Annotated in this window: 16 protein-coding genes; 13 read left to right on the top strand and 3 right to left on the bottom strand. The window is 77.4% G+C overall.

What is annotated here, in order from left to right; translation table 11 throughout:
- Positions 1-205 precede the first annotated feature (205 nt).
- Genes ACI794_RS02610 through ACI794_RS02550 form a run of 13 tightly spaced genes read left to right on the top strand, consistent with a single transcriptional unit; the run spans position 206 to position 12,781 of the window.
- Positions 206-1,003, top strand: coding sequence for an IclR family transcriptional regulator (locus ACI794_RS02610; RefSeq protein ID WP_456602373.1), 798 nt, complete (start codon positions 206-208; stop codon positions 1,001-1,003).
- On the top strand, positions 1,000-2,184 hold the full coding sequence (locus tag ACI794_RS02605) for a CaiB/BaiF CoA transferase family protein (protein ID WP_456602372.1): 1,185 nt from the start codon (positions 1,000-1,002) through the stop codon (positions 2,182-2,184). Before ACI794_RS02610 ends, ACI794_RS02605 begins: the two co-directional genes overlap by 4 nt.
- On the top strand, positions 2,181-3,044 hold the full coding sequence (locus ACI794_RS02600) for an HpcH/HpaI aldolase/citrate lyase family protein (protein ID WP_456602371.1): 864 nt from the start codon (positions 2,181-2,183) through the stop codon (positions 3,042-3,044). Before ACI794_RS02605 ends, ACI794_RS02600 begins: the two co-directional genes overlap by 4 nt.
- The gene (locus tag ACI794_RS02595) at positions 3,041-3,874 is read left to right on the top strand and encodes a cyclase family protein (RefSeq protein ID WP_456581037.1); all 834 of its coding nucleotides are present in this window, start codon (positions 3,041-3,043) and stop codon (positions 3,872-3,874) included. The genes ACI794_RS02600 and ACI794_RS02595 overlap by 4 nt, the downstream gene beginning before the upstream one ends.
- The gene (locus tag ACI794_RS02590; RefSeq protein ID WP_456602370.1) at positions 3,871-5,277 is read left to right on the top strand and encodes an MmgE/PrpD family protein; all 1,407 of its coding nucleotides are present in this window, start codon (positions 3,871-3,873) and stop codon (positions 5,275-5,277) included. The genes ACI794_RS02595 and ACI794_RS02590 overlap by 4 nt, the downstream gene beginning before the upstream one ends.
- Entirely contained in the window at positions 5,274-6,641 is a 1,368-nt protein-coding gene (locus ACI794_RS02585) for an MmgE/PrpD family protein (protein ID WP_456615616.1), read from the top strand. Before ACI794_RS02590 ends, ACI794_RS02585 begins: the two co-directional genes overlap by 4 nt.
- Positions 6,638-8,005, top strand: coding sequence for an MmgE/PrpD family protein (locus ACI794_RS02580; RefSeq protein ID WP_456615615.1), 1,368 nt, complete (start codon positions 6,638-6,640; stop codon positions 8,003-8,005). The genes ACI794_RS02585 and ACI794_RS02580 overlap by 4 nt, the downstream gene beginning before the upstream one ends.
- Complete coding sequence (locus ACI794_RS02575) at positions 8,002-8,889, top strand: DUF3891 family protein (protein ID WP_456602367.1); 888 nt, start codon at positions 8,002-8,004, stop codon at positions 8,887-8,889. Before ACI794_RS02580 ends, ACI794_RS02575 begins: the two co-directional genes overlap by 4 nt.
- Positions 8,886-9,446, top strand: a complete 561-nt coding sequence (locus ACI794_RS02570; protein ID WP_456615614.1) for a hypothetical protein — start codon at positions 8,886-8,888, stop codon at positions 9,444-9,446. Before ACI794_RS02575 ends, ACI794_RS02570 begins: the two co-directional genes overlap by 4 nt.
- Positions 9,443-9,796 (top strand): hypothetical protein, encoded by a 354-nt coding sequence (locus ACI794_RS02565; protein WP_456602365.1) that lies wholly within the window; start codon positions 9,443-9,445, stop codon positions 9,794-9,796. The genes ACI794_RS02570 and ACI794_RS02565 overlap by 4 nt, the downstream gene beginning before the upstream one ends.
- 8 nt (positions 9,797-9,804) lie before the next feature.
- Entirely contained in the window at positions 9,805-10,473 is a 669-nt protein-coding gene (locus ACI794_RS02560) for a hypothetical protein (protein ID WP_456602364.1), read from the top strand.
- A complete protein-coding gene (locus tag ACI794_RS02555) occupies positions 10,470-11,411 on the top strand; it encodes an LLM class flavin-dependent oxidoreductase (RefSeq protein WP_456615613.1) in 942 nt (313 codons plus the stop codon). The genes ACI794_RS02560 and ACI794_RS02555 overlap by 4 nt, the downstream gene beginning before the upstream one ends.
- Entirely contained in the window at positions 11,408-12,781 is a 1,374-nt protein-coding gene (locus ACI794_RS02550) for an MmgE/PrpD family protein (RefSeq protein ID WP_456602362.1), read from the top strand. The genes ACI794_RS02555 and ACI794_RS02550 overlap by 4 nt, the downstream gene beginning before the upstream one ends.
- A gap of 34 nt (positions 12,782-12,815) precedes the next feature.
- Here ACI794_RS02550 and ACI794_RS02545 read toward each other — a convergent pair whose 3' ends face one another.
- From ACI794_RS02545 to dnaJ, 3 genes are read right to left on the bottom strand one after another with little or no spacing between them, the layout of a single operon-like run.
- Positions 12,816-13,289 carry a MarR family winged helix-turn-helix transcriptional regulator gene (locus ACI794_RS02545; RefSeq protein WP_456602361.1) on the bottom strand — a complete coding sequence of 158 codons (474 nt, stop codon included), beginning with the start codon at positions 13,287-13,289 and terminating at the stop codon, positions 12,816-12,818.
- The gene (locus ACI794_RS02540) at positions 13,286-13,738 is read right to left on the bottom strand and encodes a heat shock protein transcriptional repressor HspR (protein WP_456615612.1); all 453 of its coding nucleotides are present in this window, start codon (positions 13,736-13,738) and stop codon (positions 13,286-13,288) included. The genes ACI794_RS02545 and ACI794_RS02540 overlap by 4 nt, the downstream gene beginning before the upstream one ends.
- Positions 13,735-14,946, bottom strand: a complete 1,212-nt coding sequence (gene dnaJ, locus ACI794_RS02535; protein WP_456615611.1) for a molecular chaperone DnaJ — start codon at positions 14,944-14,946, stop codon at positions 13,735-13,737. The genes ACI794_RS02540 and dnaJ overlap by 4 nt, the downstream gene beginning before the upstream one ends.
- Positions 14,947-14,967 lie beyond the last annotated feature (21 nt).

Raw genomic sequence — 14,967 nt, 5'->3', positions numbered from 1 at the left:
ACGCCTTGGTGACTCGCCACTCTGGCAGCAGGCGCGTCGTGTGCGCAAGATCTCGACACAATTCCTATGTTGCGGTTAAGTTTCGGTCGGACCAGGGCGATTGCGGCACGACAGCGAGTCGTTCTACCGTTCCGCTGACAGGAACAGTGGCGGAACGAGACGAGAGCATGGCGGCGAGTGGCCGCCCGAGCGGGAAGGGGCGGCCGTGGCGGACAACGGAGGCACCGAGGGGGCCGGCCGGGTCGCCGACGTGCTCCTCGCCTTCCTGGACGGCCCACGGTCGCTGGGCGTCTCGGCGATCGCCCGCGAGCTGGACCTCTCCAAGGCCGTCGTGCACCGGATCCTGCAGACGCTCGTCCAGCGCGGTCTGCTGACCGCCGACGCGGGCACCCGGGAGTACCGGCTGGGGCCCGCCGCGGCGGCGCTCGGCGCCCGTGCGCTGCGCGGCCTGGACCTGCGCGGGGTGGCCCTCCCGGTGCTCCGCGACCTGCAGCAGGTGACCGGGGAGACGACCACCGTCTCGGCCCGCGTGCCCGGCGGCCGCGTCTACCTGGACCAGGTGGAGAGCCGGCAGGAGATCAAGATGACCGTGGAGATCGGCCGGCGGTTCCCCCTGCACGCCGGCAGCTCCAGCACCTGCATCCTCGCCTTCCTGCCCGACGACGAGATCGACGCGGTGCTCGGCGGGCCCCTCGACCTGCTGACCGATCGCACCATCGCGGACGCGGGGAACCTGCGCCGGCGGATCGAGGACGTCCGGCGCAAGGGCTACGCGTGCTCGGACGGGGAGCGGCAGGAGGGCGCCGGCTCGGTCGCCGCCCCGATCTTCGGGCTCGACGGCTCGGTGCAGGGGGCCATCTCCGTCTGCGGCCCGGCCGCCCGCGTCGACGCCGCCGCGCGGGACCGGTTCGTCCCCTTCCTGATCTCCGCCGCCGACCGCGTCTCCCGCGACATGGGCTGGCGCGGTGGGCTCCCCGCCACGAAAGGACAGGTCCTCGCATGACCTCCGCACTCGCCGGGCTCCGGGTCCTCGACGTCTCGACCCTCTTCGCCGGCCCCCTGGCGGCGACCATGCTCGGCGACTTCGGCGCCGAGGTGATCAAGATCGAGCACCCCAAGGGTGACCCGGTCCGCTACCACGGGGCCAGCAAGGACGGCGTCGGCCTCTGGGGCAAGGTCGTGGGCCGCAACAAGCGCGGCATCACCCTGTACCTGGGCTCGCCCGAGGGGCAGGAGGTCTTCCGCAAGCTCGTCGCCACGGCCGACGTCGTCATCGAGAACTTCCGCCCGGGCACGCTCGAGCGCTGGGGCCTGGGCTACGACGAGCTCAGCCGCGACAACCCGGGGCTGGTGCTGGTCCGGGTCACGGGGTTCGGCCAGTTCGGCCCCTACTCCGGGCGGCCGGGGTTCGGCACGCTCGCCGAGGCGATGAGCGGGTTCGCTGCCATCACCGGCGAGCCCGACGGCCCCCCGACCCTCCCACCGTTCGGCCTCGCCGACGGCATCTCCGCGCTGGCCGCCGCGTTCGCCACCCTCACCGCGCTGCGGGCCCGTGACACCACCGGTCGCGGCCAGGTCGTCGACCTCGCGATCATCGAGCCGATCCTCACCCTGCTCGGCCCCCAGCCGACGGTCTACGACGCCGTCGGCCAGGTGCAGCCGCGCACGGGCAACCGCTCGGCGAACAACGCGCCGCGCAACACCTACCGCACCCGCGACGGGCGCTGGGTGGCGATCTCGACCAGCGCGCAGAGCATCGCCGAGCGCGTCATGCACCTGGTGGGCCGCCCCGAGTTCATCGACGAGCCCTGGTTCGCCTCCGGCGCCGAGCGGGCCGAGCACGCCGACGAGCTCGACGACGCCGTCGGCTCCTGGATCGCCGCCCGGGACCGCGACGAGGTGGTGCGCGCCTTCGAGGAGGCGCAGGCCGCGGTCGCGCCGATCTACGACGTCCGGGACGTGCTGGCCGACCCGCAGTTCCAGGCGCTCGGCAGCCTGGTGCGGGTCCCCGACCCCGAGCTCGGGTCGGTGCTCATGCAGAACGTGATCTTCCGGCTCTCCGAGACCCCCGGCGCGATCGTCAGCGCCGGACCCAGCATCGGCCAGCACACCGAGGAGGTGCTCGCCGAGCTGGGCATCGACGCGGACGAGGTGGCGGCGCTGCGGAGCAAGGGAGCGCTGTGAGCACGTCCCCCCGGTCCTGGCTCTACGTCCCCGGCCACCGGGACGACCGCGTGGCCAAGGCGCTGACCGCCGGCGCCGACGCCGTCGTGGTGGACCTCGAGGACGCGGTCCCCGCGGCGCAGAAGGACCGCGCCCGGGAACTCACCGCCGCCCTGCTCGCCCGACCGCGCACCGGCGGCCCGGCGCTCTGGGTGCGGATCAACCCGCCCGGCACCGAGGCCGGGGAGCGTGACCTCGCGGAGCTGAGCGGGTGCCGGGCCGACGGGATCCGGGTGCCGCGGGCCGACGACCCCGACGCCGTCCGCGCCGTCGGCGACCGGCTCGGCCTGCCCATGCAGCTGCTGCTGGAGACCGCGCGCGGGCTCTGGCGGGCGCACGAGCTGGCCGGGGCGCACGAGCTCGTGGCCGGCATCGGCCTCGGCGAGGCCGATCTCGCCGCCGACCTGCTCGTCGACCGCGACGAGGGGCTGCGCTGGGCCCGCGGCGTGGTCGTCGTCGCGGCACGGGCCGCCGGCCTGCCCTCGCCGGTGCAGAGCGTCTGGACCGATGTCGCCGACCTCGAGGGCCTGCGGGCCAGCAGCCGCACCGGCCGCGCCACCGGGTTCTTCGGCCGGTCGGTGGTGCACCCCCGCCAGCTCGGGCCGGTGCACGAGGTCTACACCCCGTCGCCGGAGGAGGTGACGGCCGCCGAGCGCGTCGTCGCCACCGCCGCGGAGGCCGCCGCCCGCGGCGAGTCGGCCGTCCTCGACGCCGACGGCCGGTTCGTCGACCCCGCCGTCGTGGCCCGTGCACGAACCGTGCTGGAACGCATCCCGTCCGCCCCGCCCTCCCCCGCCCCCTCGTCAGGAGAGACCAGATGACCACCACCGCCCCGGCGGCCACGGATGCGCTGCTCGGCGCCGTCCGTGGCGGCGTCCGCCTCGTCGAGCTGGGCCAGCCCTTCTTCACCGGGATGCCGTGCTCGCCGAACCACCCGGGCTTCCGGATGACCCTCATCCGCCGGCACGGCGACATGGTGCGGCCCGACGGCGGCTCGGCCTCCAACGAGATCATCGTGACCGGTGGCCACGTCGGCACCCACGTGGACGCGCTCTCCCACGTCAGCCACGACGGCCTGCTGCACGGTGGCGTGGACGCGGCCGAGGCGCAGACCGGCGGCCGTTTCACCGAGCACGGCGCCGAGCACACCCCGGCCATGCTCACCCGCGGCGTGCTGCTCGACGTCGCGGCGGTGCACGGTGTCGACGTGCTCCCGGCCGGTTACGGGGTCACCGCCGACGACCTGGAGCGGGCGTCCGAGCGCGCCGGGGCCCGCCCGGGCGAGGGCGACGTCGCGCTGATCCGCACCGGCTGGGCCCGCCACTTCGGGGAGCCCGCCGTCTACCTGGGCCAGGCCGATGGCGTGCCCGGGGCGACCCCCGAGGCCGGCGAGTGGCTGGCGGCGGCGGGGGTGCGGGCGACGGGAGCGGACACCACCGCGTTCGAGCAGATCCGGCCCGGCGCCGGGCACAGCATCCTGCCGGTCCACCGCATCCTGCTGGTCGAGAACGGCATCTACATCATCGAGCACCTCGACCTGGAGGCCGCCGCGGAGCAGGGCCTCACCGAGTTCGTCTTCGTCATGGCCCCGCTGCGCATCGTCGGCGGCACGGGCTCGCCGGTGCGCCCCCTGGCGGCGGTGCAGGCGTGACCGGTCCGACGATCGTCCAGCGGCTGGCCGGGCTGGCGGCCGACACCCGCGCGAACGGCCTCCCCGAGGGCATGCGCGACGACGTGGCCCGGCGGGTGCTGGACCTGCTGGGCAACAGCCTGGCGGCGACCGGAGAGGTCTCGGCGTCGGCCGTCACCGCCGTCGTCCGGGGCTGGGGCGGCCCCGAGGACGCGACCGCGATCGGCACCGGGCTGCGGGTCCCGGCCGCCGCCGCCGCGCTGGTGAACGGCACGCTGGCGCACTCCCTCGACTTCGACGACACGCACCTGCCCTCGGTGCTGCACCCGTCGGCCTCGGTGGTGGCCGCCGCGCTCGCGGTGGCCGAGGCGACCGGCGCGAGCGGTCCGGCGCTGCTCGACGCCGCCGGTGTCGGCATCGAGGTCGCCGTCCGGCTGGGCATGGGCGGCTACGACGCCGAGCTCGGCAACTCCGAGTTCTTCGAGCGCGGCCAGCACGCGACCTCGATCTGCGGGGCCATCGGCTCCGCCGTCGCGGCGGCCACGGTGGGCGGGCTGGACGCAGAGGGGATCGCGCACGCCGCGGGGATCGCCGCCTCGATGGGCTCGGGCCTGATCGAGGCCAACCGCACGGGCGGCACGGTGAAGCGGGTGCACTGCGGCTGGGCCGCGCACGCCGGGGTGGTCGCCGCCGACCTGGCCCGCCACGGGCTCACCGGCCCGCCGACGGTCATCGAGGGCCGGTTCGGCTTCCTGCACGCGTTCTGCGGGGAGCGGGCCGACGTCGACGCCGTCGTCGACCGGCTGGGCGAGCACTGGGAGCTGCCGGGCATCTTCTTCAAGCCCTACCCGTGCAACCACTTCACCCACGCCGGCGTGGACGCCGCCCTGGAGCTCCGGGCCCGCGGCGTGCGACCCGAGGAGGTCACGGCGATCGAGCTGGGCGCCCCCACGGCCGTCCTGCGCACGATCGGCGAGCCCGCCGAGGAGAAGGCGCGGCCCCGCTCCGGCTACCACGCCGCCTTCAGCGGCCCGTACACCGTCGCCGCCGCGCTGACCGGCGGCGGCGGGCTGGGCCTGTTCCACGAGGACTTCACCGACGAGGCCGCCGCGGACCCCGACCGGCTGCGGCTGGCGGCGCTCGTGCGCTGCGTGCCCGACGCCCGGTGCGACGAGATCTTCCCGCACCAGTTCCCCGCGGTGCTGCGCGTGGAGTGCCGCGACGGCGCCCGGCACGAGGTCCGGGTCGACGCCAACCGGGGCGGGCCCGCCAACCCGCTCTCGTCGGACGAGCTGGCGGAGAAGTTCCGGCTCAACGCCCGCCGGGTGCTCGACGACGACACCGCCCGCAGCGTCGCCGACGCCGCCCTGGGCCTCCCGCACGCGGCCGACGTCCGGGCGCTCATGGCGGGGGTCCGGGGATGACCTCCCCCGGGCCGGCGCCGTCCGCGAGCCGCGTCGAGCGCCTCGTGGAGTGGGCGCTCGGCCCGGAGGTGCTGCGGGCGGAGGACACCGGGCACCTGGTCACCGTCGTGACCGACACGCTCGCGGCGGTCGTCGGCGCCTCGGTCGAGGCGGAGGTCCGGCAGGCGGCCCTGGCGGCCCCGCGCCTCGGCGGTTGCGGCCCGGCCACCGTGCTCGCCTCCGGTGCGGGCACCAGCCCGGCCGCGGCGGCGCTGGTCAACGGGCTGGCCGCCGTCCGGCTCGAGCTCGACGAAGGGCACGCGCACGCGGCGAACCACCCGAGCGCGCACACCCTGCCGGCGGTGCTCGCCGCGGCGGAGGAGGTCGACGCGTCGGGCCCGGAGCTGCTGGCCGCGGCGGCCGCCGCGTACGAGGTCGCCGTCCGCTTCGCCCGCGGTCTGCGGCTGCGCCGGGCCGTGCACCCGTTCGGGACCGCGATGGCCTGCGGCGCGGCCGTCGGCGTGGCCCGGCTGCGCGGCTGCGACGTGGCGACCGCCGTCCAGGCCGTGCTCATCGCCACCGCGCTGTCCCCGGCGTCCACGCAGCACGCCGCCAACCGCGGGGCGACGGTCCGCAACGCGCTCACCGGGGTCTGCGCGTCCAACGGGGTGCTCGCCGTCGAGCTGGCCGCGACCGGCACCACCGGTGACCCCCGCGCGCCGGAGATCGTCTTCGGCGAGATCCTCGGCTCGTCCTTCGACGCCGGGCACCTGGTCCAGGAGCTCGGCACGCTGCGGTACCTGACCACCGGCTACCTCAAGCTGCACGCCTGCAGCCGGTGGAACCACGCGCCGATCGAGGCCACCGAGCAGCTGATCGCGGCGCACGGGGTCCGCGCCGACGAGGTGGCCGACGTCCTCGTCGCGACCTACGCCCCGGCGACCCGCCTGGACGGCCGTGACGCCCCCAGCGGCTTCGCGGGCAAGCACTCCATCCCCTACTCCGTCGCCGCGCGCCTCGTGCGCCGGGACAACGGGATCGACGCCTACACCGACGAGGCCGCCGCCGACCCGGCGCTGCGGGCACTGATGGCCCGCGTCACCGTCGTCGAGGACCCGGCCATGACGGCCGCGGCGCCCGCCGTCCGCGGTGCGCGCGTCTCGCTGACGCTGCGGGACGGCCGGACCCTGACCGCCACGGAGGACGACCCCCCGGGCGGCCCGACCCGCCCCTACCCGGCCGCCGGGATCGCGGCCAAGCACCGGGCGCTGCTGACGCGCGCGCTGAGCGACGACGCCGCCGACGCCGTCCTCGCCTGGTGCGCCGGGCTGCCGGACGCCACCTCGGTGCGCGGCCTCGCCACCGCCGTCGGGGGCCGGCGGTGACCGCGGCCGGCGTGCTCGGGGCCGCCGTGGCGAGGACGTCGTGGGCGAGCTCCCCCACGGCCGTCCGCCACCGCGTGGTCGACCTCGTCGCCGACTGCGTCGCCGTCACGGCGCTGGGCTCCCGCCGGGCGGAGCTCGAGCGGCTCGTCACCGCCTGCTCCGGTGCGCCGGAGGGGGCGGCGACCGTCGTCGGCTCGGCCCGCGGGTGGCCCTCGGCGACGGCGGCCTTCCTCAACGGCTGCGCCGTCGCCGCCGATCAGCTGCAGGACGGGCACCGGGGGGCCCGCGGCCACCCCGCCTCGCACGTCGTCCCCGCCGTGCTCGCGCTGGCCGAGGAGCGGAGCTGCTCCGGGGAGGAGGCGCTCTCCGCCGTCCTGGCCGGCTACGAGGCCGGTGTGCGCGTGGGCCGGGCGATGGGCGGCACCCCCGACGGCGTCCACGACCTCGGCACCTGGGGGCAGGTCGCCGTCGCCGCCGCCGTCGCCCGGCTGCTCGCCCCGGGCGACGCCGCGGCCGCCCGCCGGGCCCTCGAGCTCTCGGCCGCCGCGGTGCTGCTCACCGACGCGCGCACCGTCTTCTCCGGCACCACCGGCTCGCACGCCTTCCTGGGGGCGTCGGTGCAGCTCGGGCTCTCCCTGGGCGGCGCCGCCGTCGCCGGGCTCGCGGCCGCCGAGGGCGCGCTGGACCACCACCTCGGCGCGGTCGCCGCCCGCGCCTGGGACCCGGCCGCGCTCGCCGCAGGGGTCGGCGACCCGTGGGACGAGCACGAGGTCCTCGGCGGGTACGTGAAGGCCCACCCCACCTGTGCCCACCTGCACGGGGTCAACGACGCGGTGGCCGACCTGGTCGCCCGGGGCGTACGGGGCGCGGACGTGCGGTCGGTGGAGGTGCGCGTCTCCGCCGGGGCGGCCGCCTTCGACGGCGTCGCCGACGGCGAGCTCGCCGCCCGGTTCAGCGTGCCGACGTCGGTGGCCGTCGCCCTGCTCACCGGCCGGCTGGACGAGACCACCCTGACCGCGGCGACCGTGGCCGCCCCCGAGGTGCGCGAGCTCGCCGGCCGGGTCCGCGTCGTGCACGACCCGGCCCTGGACGACGGCTACCCGGCGGGCCGGCCGGCGCGGGTGCGCGTGGAGCTCGGCGACGGCACCGCCCACCACGCGGGGGCCGGCCGCCCGCGGGGCGACGCCGACCGCGCCTTCACGCGGTCCGAGCTGGCCGCCAAGGCCGGGCGGCTGCTCGCCGTCCGCTTCGGCACCGCGGCGCCCGAGCTGGTCGGCGCCGTGCACGCCCTCGCGTCCGGTGGGACGCCGCGGGACCTCGGGGCGGCCCTGCGGCGGGCCGCCGGCGACGGGGGTGCGCGGTGATCGTCACCCGCCGCGCCGGCGCGCTGGAGCTGGTCGAGCAGGTGGAGCACGGGCGGGTCGCCGGCGAGCTCGCCGGCGCCTGGGGCAACGCGGCGTTCGAGGTGCCCACCCCGCTGCACTCCGTCCGCACCGCCGCGGCCCGCCACGACGAGGGCTGGCGCGCCTGGGACGCCCGCGTGCTCTTCTCCGAGCTGGAGCGCCGCCCCCTGCACTTCACCGAGATCGACGCCGGGGAGCACGTGCGGCTGTACCGCCAGGGCGTGGAGGAGGTGTCGCTGGCCGACGTCTACTCCGGCGTGCTGGTCGGCATGCACTGGACGGGGCTGTACCGCGGGCGCTGGGCCGCGCCCGGCGCGGCGGCGCGCGTCGGCCGCTCGGCGGAGGACCGACGGCTGCAGGGCGAGGTCGTGGACGCCGAGGAGCGGCGCTGGATCGACGCCAAGCGGCGCGCCTGGACCGGGGACGAGCCGCGCAGCGTCTTCGAGACCCAGCTCTGGCACAACTACGAGCTGCTCCAGTTCTGGGACCTCCTCTCGCTGTACCTGGCGGTCACCCCGCCCGACGAGGCGGGCACCGAGGGCGCCCCGCCGCAGCCGTGGGGCCCGCAGCTGCGGCGGCTGGAGCACGGCCCCGAGCCCGTCGTCCTCCCGCCGGTGCCCCTGCGTCCCGGGGGCGAGCGGGTCGCCGTCACCGCCACGGTCCCCGCGCCGGGGACGGTCGCGCTGGCCCCCTTCCCGTTCCGGGCGCCGCTGGAGGTCGGGCTCGAGCGCGTGCTCGTCCCGGACCGCGGCTGGAGCCACGAGGAGCTGGTCGCCCGGCTTCGGCGGACCCGCCGCTCCACGGTCACCTGGCGGCTGGTCCCCGCGGACGGGGCACGGCCGTGACCGAGGACGGGCAGCTCGCCGCCGCGCGCCGCGCCGCGCTCGCCTTCGTGGCGGCGGAGGCCGGCTTCGCCCAGCTGACGACGATCGACCGGGACGGTTTCCCCGTCGGCCGCACCATGACGGCCTTCCTGAACCCCGACTGGTCGGTCGACCTCGTGCAGCGGCGCACGCACGCCCGGCTGGCCCAGCTGCGGCGGGACCCCCGGCTGCTGGTCACCTGGGTCGGCCACCCCGCGCCCGGTGCGACCAACGAGCGCCCGCACGTGTTCGACATCGGCCGGCTGCCGCCACGCGCCGTCTTCGTCCGGGGGACGGCGGCCTTCCTGGACGACGCGGCGACGATCGCGCTCTACCTGCACCACGTCGGTCAGCAGCGGGCGCGCGGCTTCAGGAAGGCCCCGCTGCGCACCCCCGAGCAGGTCGTCGAGGACCTCGTGGGCGTGCACGTGACGCCGCACCGCATCCGCCTCGAGGGCTTCGGCGAGGGCGCCCAGGCCTTCGACTGGACCCACCCCGACCCCGCGGACGCCGTCCGCCCCACCCAGGGAGAGACATGAGCATCACGACCATCCTCGGCTACGACATCCAGCCCGGCGTCAGCGCCGAGGAGTACGAGGCCTGGCTGTTCGACGTCCACGCCCCCGACCTGCTGGCCAACCCGCACCTGGACCGCATCGTGTTCAACAAGGTGCTGCGCCCGGTGCGCCAGGCCTCGGGCGGCACCGCCGACGTGCCGGAGGGGCTCTCCTTCTACCGCATCGCCGAGATGCACTTCGCCGACGAGCAGGCCTACGCCGACTACCTGGCGTGGTTCCAGGAGCACCCGATCCCGGCCGAGCGCGGCCCGGCGGGGCGGACGGACTTCAAGTTCTACCTCGTCACGGAGAGCACGGAGGTCACCCGCTGACCGGGGCCGTGCGGCCGGCGCTGGAGCGGCTCGCGGCCGCCACCTCGGCGCCCGTGCCGGCGGACCTCCTCGCCTGGGCCGCCACGATCGGCACCGACGACGGGGCGCTGCCGCTGCTCGGCGCCGGCCGCCGCGCGGCGCCCTACCCGGGGCTGCTGTGGAACGGGGCCCGGCTGCACCGCGCCGGAGCGCCGGACGCCGACGGGCTGACGCTGGTCGCGCTCGCCGCGGCCCCCGACGACGCGCCGCTGGAGCTGATCGAGCAGGCAGTGGCGGCGGGGCTCGCGCTGGGGGCCGACCTGGCGGCGGGCGCGGACGGCCCCGCGCCGACGGCCCGGGCGACCACGGGGGTGGTCGCCGCCGCCGCCTGCGCCGCCGTCGCGGCGGGGAGCACCGATCTCGGCGGGGTCCTGGACGTCGCGGCCGGCCTCATGGCGGTGCAGCCCGCGGAGGCCGGCGCGGCCGACGAGCAGGCCCTCGCCCACGGGCACTGCCTCGCGGCCGGCTGGCTGGCCGCCCGGGCGTCCGAGGCCGGGCTGACCGGCATGCCCGACGCCCTGGCGCCCACGCTGGAGACGGTGACCGGCCGCCCCGCACCCGCCGTCGCGCTGCCCGCCCCGGTGCGCGTGCCGGCCGGCACCGGCCGCGCCGCCGACCTCCTGGCGGCGCTGTCGTGACCGCCGTCCTGCTCAACTCCGCCGAGCCGTGGGGCGTCGGCGACGCGGTCGCCACCGCCGAGCAGGCCCTGGCCGCCGGCGCCGACGGCGTGGGCCTCGCCGACAGCCCGCGGCTGTTCCCCGACTGCCTCGTCGAGACCGAGCGCGTGCTGGCCGGCACCGCTGCCGGGCTCGCCGGCCCCTGCGTGGCCAGCCTGGGGCTGCGCCACCCGGCGACGCTGGCCGGCGCCGTCCGCACGCTGGAGGGGCTGCACCCGGGCCGGGTGCTGACCGTCGTCGGGCGCGGGGAGAGCTCGGTGCGCAACGAGGGGCTCGACCTCCCGCCGCTGCGGGAGTACACCGCCTCGCTGGGCCTCCTGCGCGAGGCGCTCGGCGACGCCGACCTGGGCGGGCGGCTGCTGGGCGCCGCCTCGGGACCCCGGACGATCGCGGCCACCGCCGCTGCGCTGGGCGGGGTGCTGCTCGACACCGGCGCCGACGCCGACGTGGTCGCCCGCGCGGTGGCGCTCGCCCGGGGGGAGGACCCGGCGGCCACCGTCTGGCTGTTCCTGCGCGCCACGGTCACCGGCTCGGACGCCGAGGCCACCGCGGCGGCCGAGCCGATCCTCGGCTCGTGCGCCCTGCGGCTGGTCTCCGCGCCGGAGTGGTACGGCCTGGACGACGACGAGGTGGCCGCCGCGCGGCAGGTCGCCGAGGCCCACGACTACGCGAGGCACGGCAGCGCCGGTGCCCGCGGTGGCGTCGTCACCGAGGCGGACCGGTGGGTGCGGGACCGGTTCGTCCTCACCGGGGACGCGGCCGCGATCACCGCCCGGCTGCGCCCCCTCGCCGGACTGCGCATCGCCGGGGTGGTCCTCGCCGGCGCCGTGGCCGGGGTGCGGGACCACCTGGCCGAGCTGGTCCCCGCCGTCCGCGCCGGGCTGGAGCAGCCGGCGTGACCGCACCCGACCGGCCCTACCGGGCCCTCGGCGAGTTCGCGGCCGGCGCCCGCCTCGACGACGTGCCCGACGACGTCGTCGCCGCCACCCGCCTGCTGCTCGTCGACACCCTCGGCGCCCTGCTCGGCGGGCTGCGGTACCCGCCGGTGCGGGCGCTCGCCCACGAGCTCGGCACCGCCGGGGAGCGCGCCGGCGGACCGCCCGTCGGGACGCTGATCACCCTCGGTACCGCCGCGACCTGGCTCGACGCCGACTCCGGCGGCTCGTTCCACCCGCAGGGGCACCGGCTGCCGCCCGTGCCCACCGCTCACCCCGCGCCGCACGCGCTGCCGGTGCTGCTGCACGCCGCCGCGGCGGAGGACGTCGGCGACCGGCGGCTCCTGGAGGTCTTCCTGGTCGCCACCGAGGTGGGGCTGCGCGCCGGGACGGCGACGTCGCTGCGCCCGGGGATGCACCCGCACGGCGTGCACGGGCCCGCCGCGGCGGCGCTGGCCGAGGTGCTGCTGCACGACGGCTCCGCGGACGAGCTGACGTCGGCGTTCCTCCTCGGGTCCGCCCTGCCGATGGCCGCGACGCTCGCCGTGCCCGTGCAGGGCGGGACCGTCCGGAACCTGTGGACCGGCCTGGGCGCCTGCTACGGGGCGCTCGCCGGCCGGCGGGTCCGGGAGGCCGGCGCGGGCGGCAGCGTCGGCACCTACCGCGCGCTCTTCGACTCCGCCGTCTGCACCGACCTCTCCGAGGCCGAGCTCGCCGGCGGGCTCGGCCTGCGCTGGCAGATCTCGCAGAGCTACCTGAAGCCCTACGCCTGCGCCCGGTGGATCCAGCCCGCCCTGGACGCGGTGCGCGCCGCCACGGACGGGGTGCCGCTGCGCACGGAGGAGATCGAGGCGGTGGAGGTCGCGACGTTCGCGTTCGCCGCGTCGCTGGACGGCACCGACGTCCGGTCGGACATGCACGCGCGCTTCTCGCTGCCGTACTGCGTCGCGACCCTGCTCACCGACGGCGGGCTGGACGCGGGGGCGTTCCTGCCCGGGCGGCTGGCGCGCCCGGCGGTGGCCGACCTGGCACGCCGGGTGGCGGTGCGCGAACGACCGGAGTTCACGGCGGCGCTGCCCGCGGAGCGCCCGGCGGAGGTGACCGTGCGGGCGAGGGACGGCCGGACGTGGACGGCGACCACCCGCAACGCGCGGGGAAACCCGGACGACCCGCTCTCGCGACCAGAGGTGGCCGCCAAGTTCCGGGGCAACGTCGGGGACCTGCTGGCGCCGGCGCTGCGCGACGACGTCCTGGCGGGGCTGCTCGACGCGGACGACGGCCGGCACCTCGCCGCGGTGGCGCGCGCGGTGCTGGACGGCCTCGCGACCCGGTGACGGGCCGCACCGGCGGGCGGACCCGCCGGTGCGGTCATCCCGCGGACTCGGCCTCGCGGGCCTCGCCGATCCGGTTGAGCCGCTCCAGCAGGACGGCGAGCGTCGCGACGTCCTCGGGCGGCCAGCCGGCCATGTCGCTCTCCCAGCGGGCCCGGCGGGCCGACCGGATGCGGGCCAGCCGCGCCGCCCCCTCGGCCGAGGGCGTCAGCACCTGCGCCCGGCCGTCGTCGGGGTCGGCGGTCCGGTCGACCAGACCGAGCTCCACGAGGCTGGAGAGCTGCCGGCTGACGGTGCTCTTGTCCAGCCCGAGCCGTGCCACCAGGTCGCTCGCGCGCAGCGGTCCGGTGTCCTGCAGCAGGGCCAGCAGGCCGTACGCGGCGCCGTCGAGGTCGGGGTGCAGCTCCCGCGCCAGCCGGGTGGAGATGGCGCGCGACCGCCGGAGCAGCAGCCCGATCTCGCGCTCGAGCGCGACGAAGGCCTCGTGGGGGTCGACGTCCGGCCCGCTCACCGGCTACCGCCCGGGCGCCAGACGACGAGGGCCGAGGTCTGCCGCCGGTGCGGCACCAGGTCCGCGCGGTACACCGCCGGGACCGCGGCCTCCGCCGCCATCCGCCGGTTCTCGGAGTGCTGCAGCTCCTCGAGCAGCTCGTGCACCCGGGCCTGCAGCGCCTCCACCTGGGACTCCAGCTCGATGATCCGCTTGATCCCGGCGAGGTTCACGCCGTCCTCCTGCGACAGCCGCTGGACCTCGCGCAGCAGCGCGACGTCACGGGGGCTGTACCGGCGGCCGCCGCCGGGGGTCCGGCCGGGGCTGACCAGCCCGAGCCGGTCGTACTGCCGAAGGGTCTGGGCGTGCATGCCGGCCAGCTCGGCCGCCACGGAGATCACGAACACCGGGGCGTCGTCGGCGACGGCCTGGGCCGCGTCGCCCAGCGGCCCGCCCGACGGCCTGGTCATGCGTCACCTCCCGCCCGCACCGCGGCGGTGATCTGCGGGCGCGGGTCCTCGTCGATCTCCTCGGCCAGGTTCTCGACGGCCTTGCGCTGCGCCGGGGTCAGGCGCACGGGGACGGCGATCTCCACGGTGACCAGCAGGTCGCCGGTGCGGCCCTTCGCCGGCACGCCGCGCCCGCGCACCCGGAGCGTGCGGCCGCTGGCGGTGCCGGGCGGCACCTTGAGCGACACGGTGCCGTCGAGGGTGGGCACGGTGAGCGTGGTGCCCAGCGCGGCCTCGGCGAAGGTGATCGGCACGGTCAGCGTGAGGTCCTCGCCCTTGCGGCCGAAGAACTCGTGCTCGGACACGTGGACGACGACGAAGAGGTCGCCGGCCGGGCCGCCCCGCCGCCCGGGCGCGCCCTTGCCGGCCAGCCGGATGCGCTGGCCGTCCTTGACCCCGGCCGGGATGCGCACCGTGATGGTGCGGGTCTGGCTGGTGATCCCGCTGCCGGCGCAGGTGGGGCACGGGTCCTCCACCACCTGACCGCTGCCGCGGCAGTTGCGGCACGGCTCGGAGAAGGCGAACGCGCCCTGGCTGCGGCTGGTCACCCCGGCGCCCTGGCAGACCGGGCAGGTGTGCGGCGAGGTGCCCGGGCGGGCACCGCTCCCGGCGCAGGTCGGGCAGCTGCCCGGGCTCTGCATCCGCAGCGGCACCGTCACGCCGAGGACGGCCTCCTCGAAGGAGAGGGTCGCCTCGGTCTCGACGTCCTGGCCCCGGGCCGGACCGGACGCCGCCTGGCTGCGCGCCCGGGCCCCGCCACCCCCGGCGCCGCCGAAGAGGCCGCCGAGGATGTCGCCCAGGCCGCCGGCACCTCGGGCGCCGGCACCGGCCCCGGCCGCGCCGAAGAGGTCGCCGAGGTCGAAGGGCTGACCGCCGGGGCCCGCCCCCGGGAACCCGCCGGGGAAGCCGGCGCGGGCACCGGCTCCCCCGGCGCCGAACAGCCGCCGTGCGTCGTCGTACTCGCCGCGCCGCTTGGGATCGGAGAGCACGTCGTAGGCCTCGGAGACCTCCTTGAACCGCGCCTCGGCCTCGGCGTTCCCCGGGTTCTTGTCCGGGTGCAGCTCGGTGGCCAGCTTGCGGTAGGCCTTCTTGATCGCGGCGGCGTCGGCGTCCTGGGGGACGCCGAGCGCGCCGTAGTAGTCCTTCTCGATGAAGTCACGGGTGCTCATCGGACGCCCCCTCTCGTGCTC

Source organism: Blastococcus sp. SYSU DS0541 (genome assembly GCF_054050875.1).
This window is presented reverse-complemented; position numbering and strand designations above follow the sequence as displayed.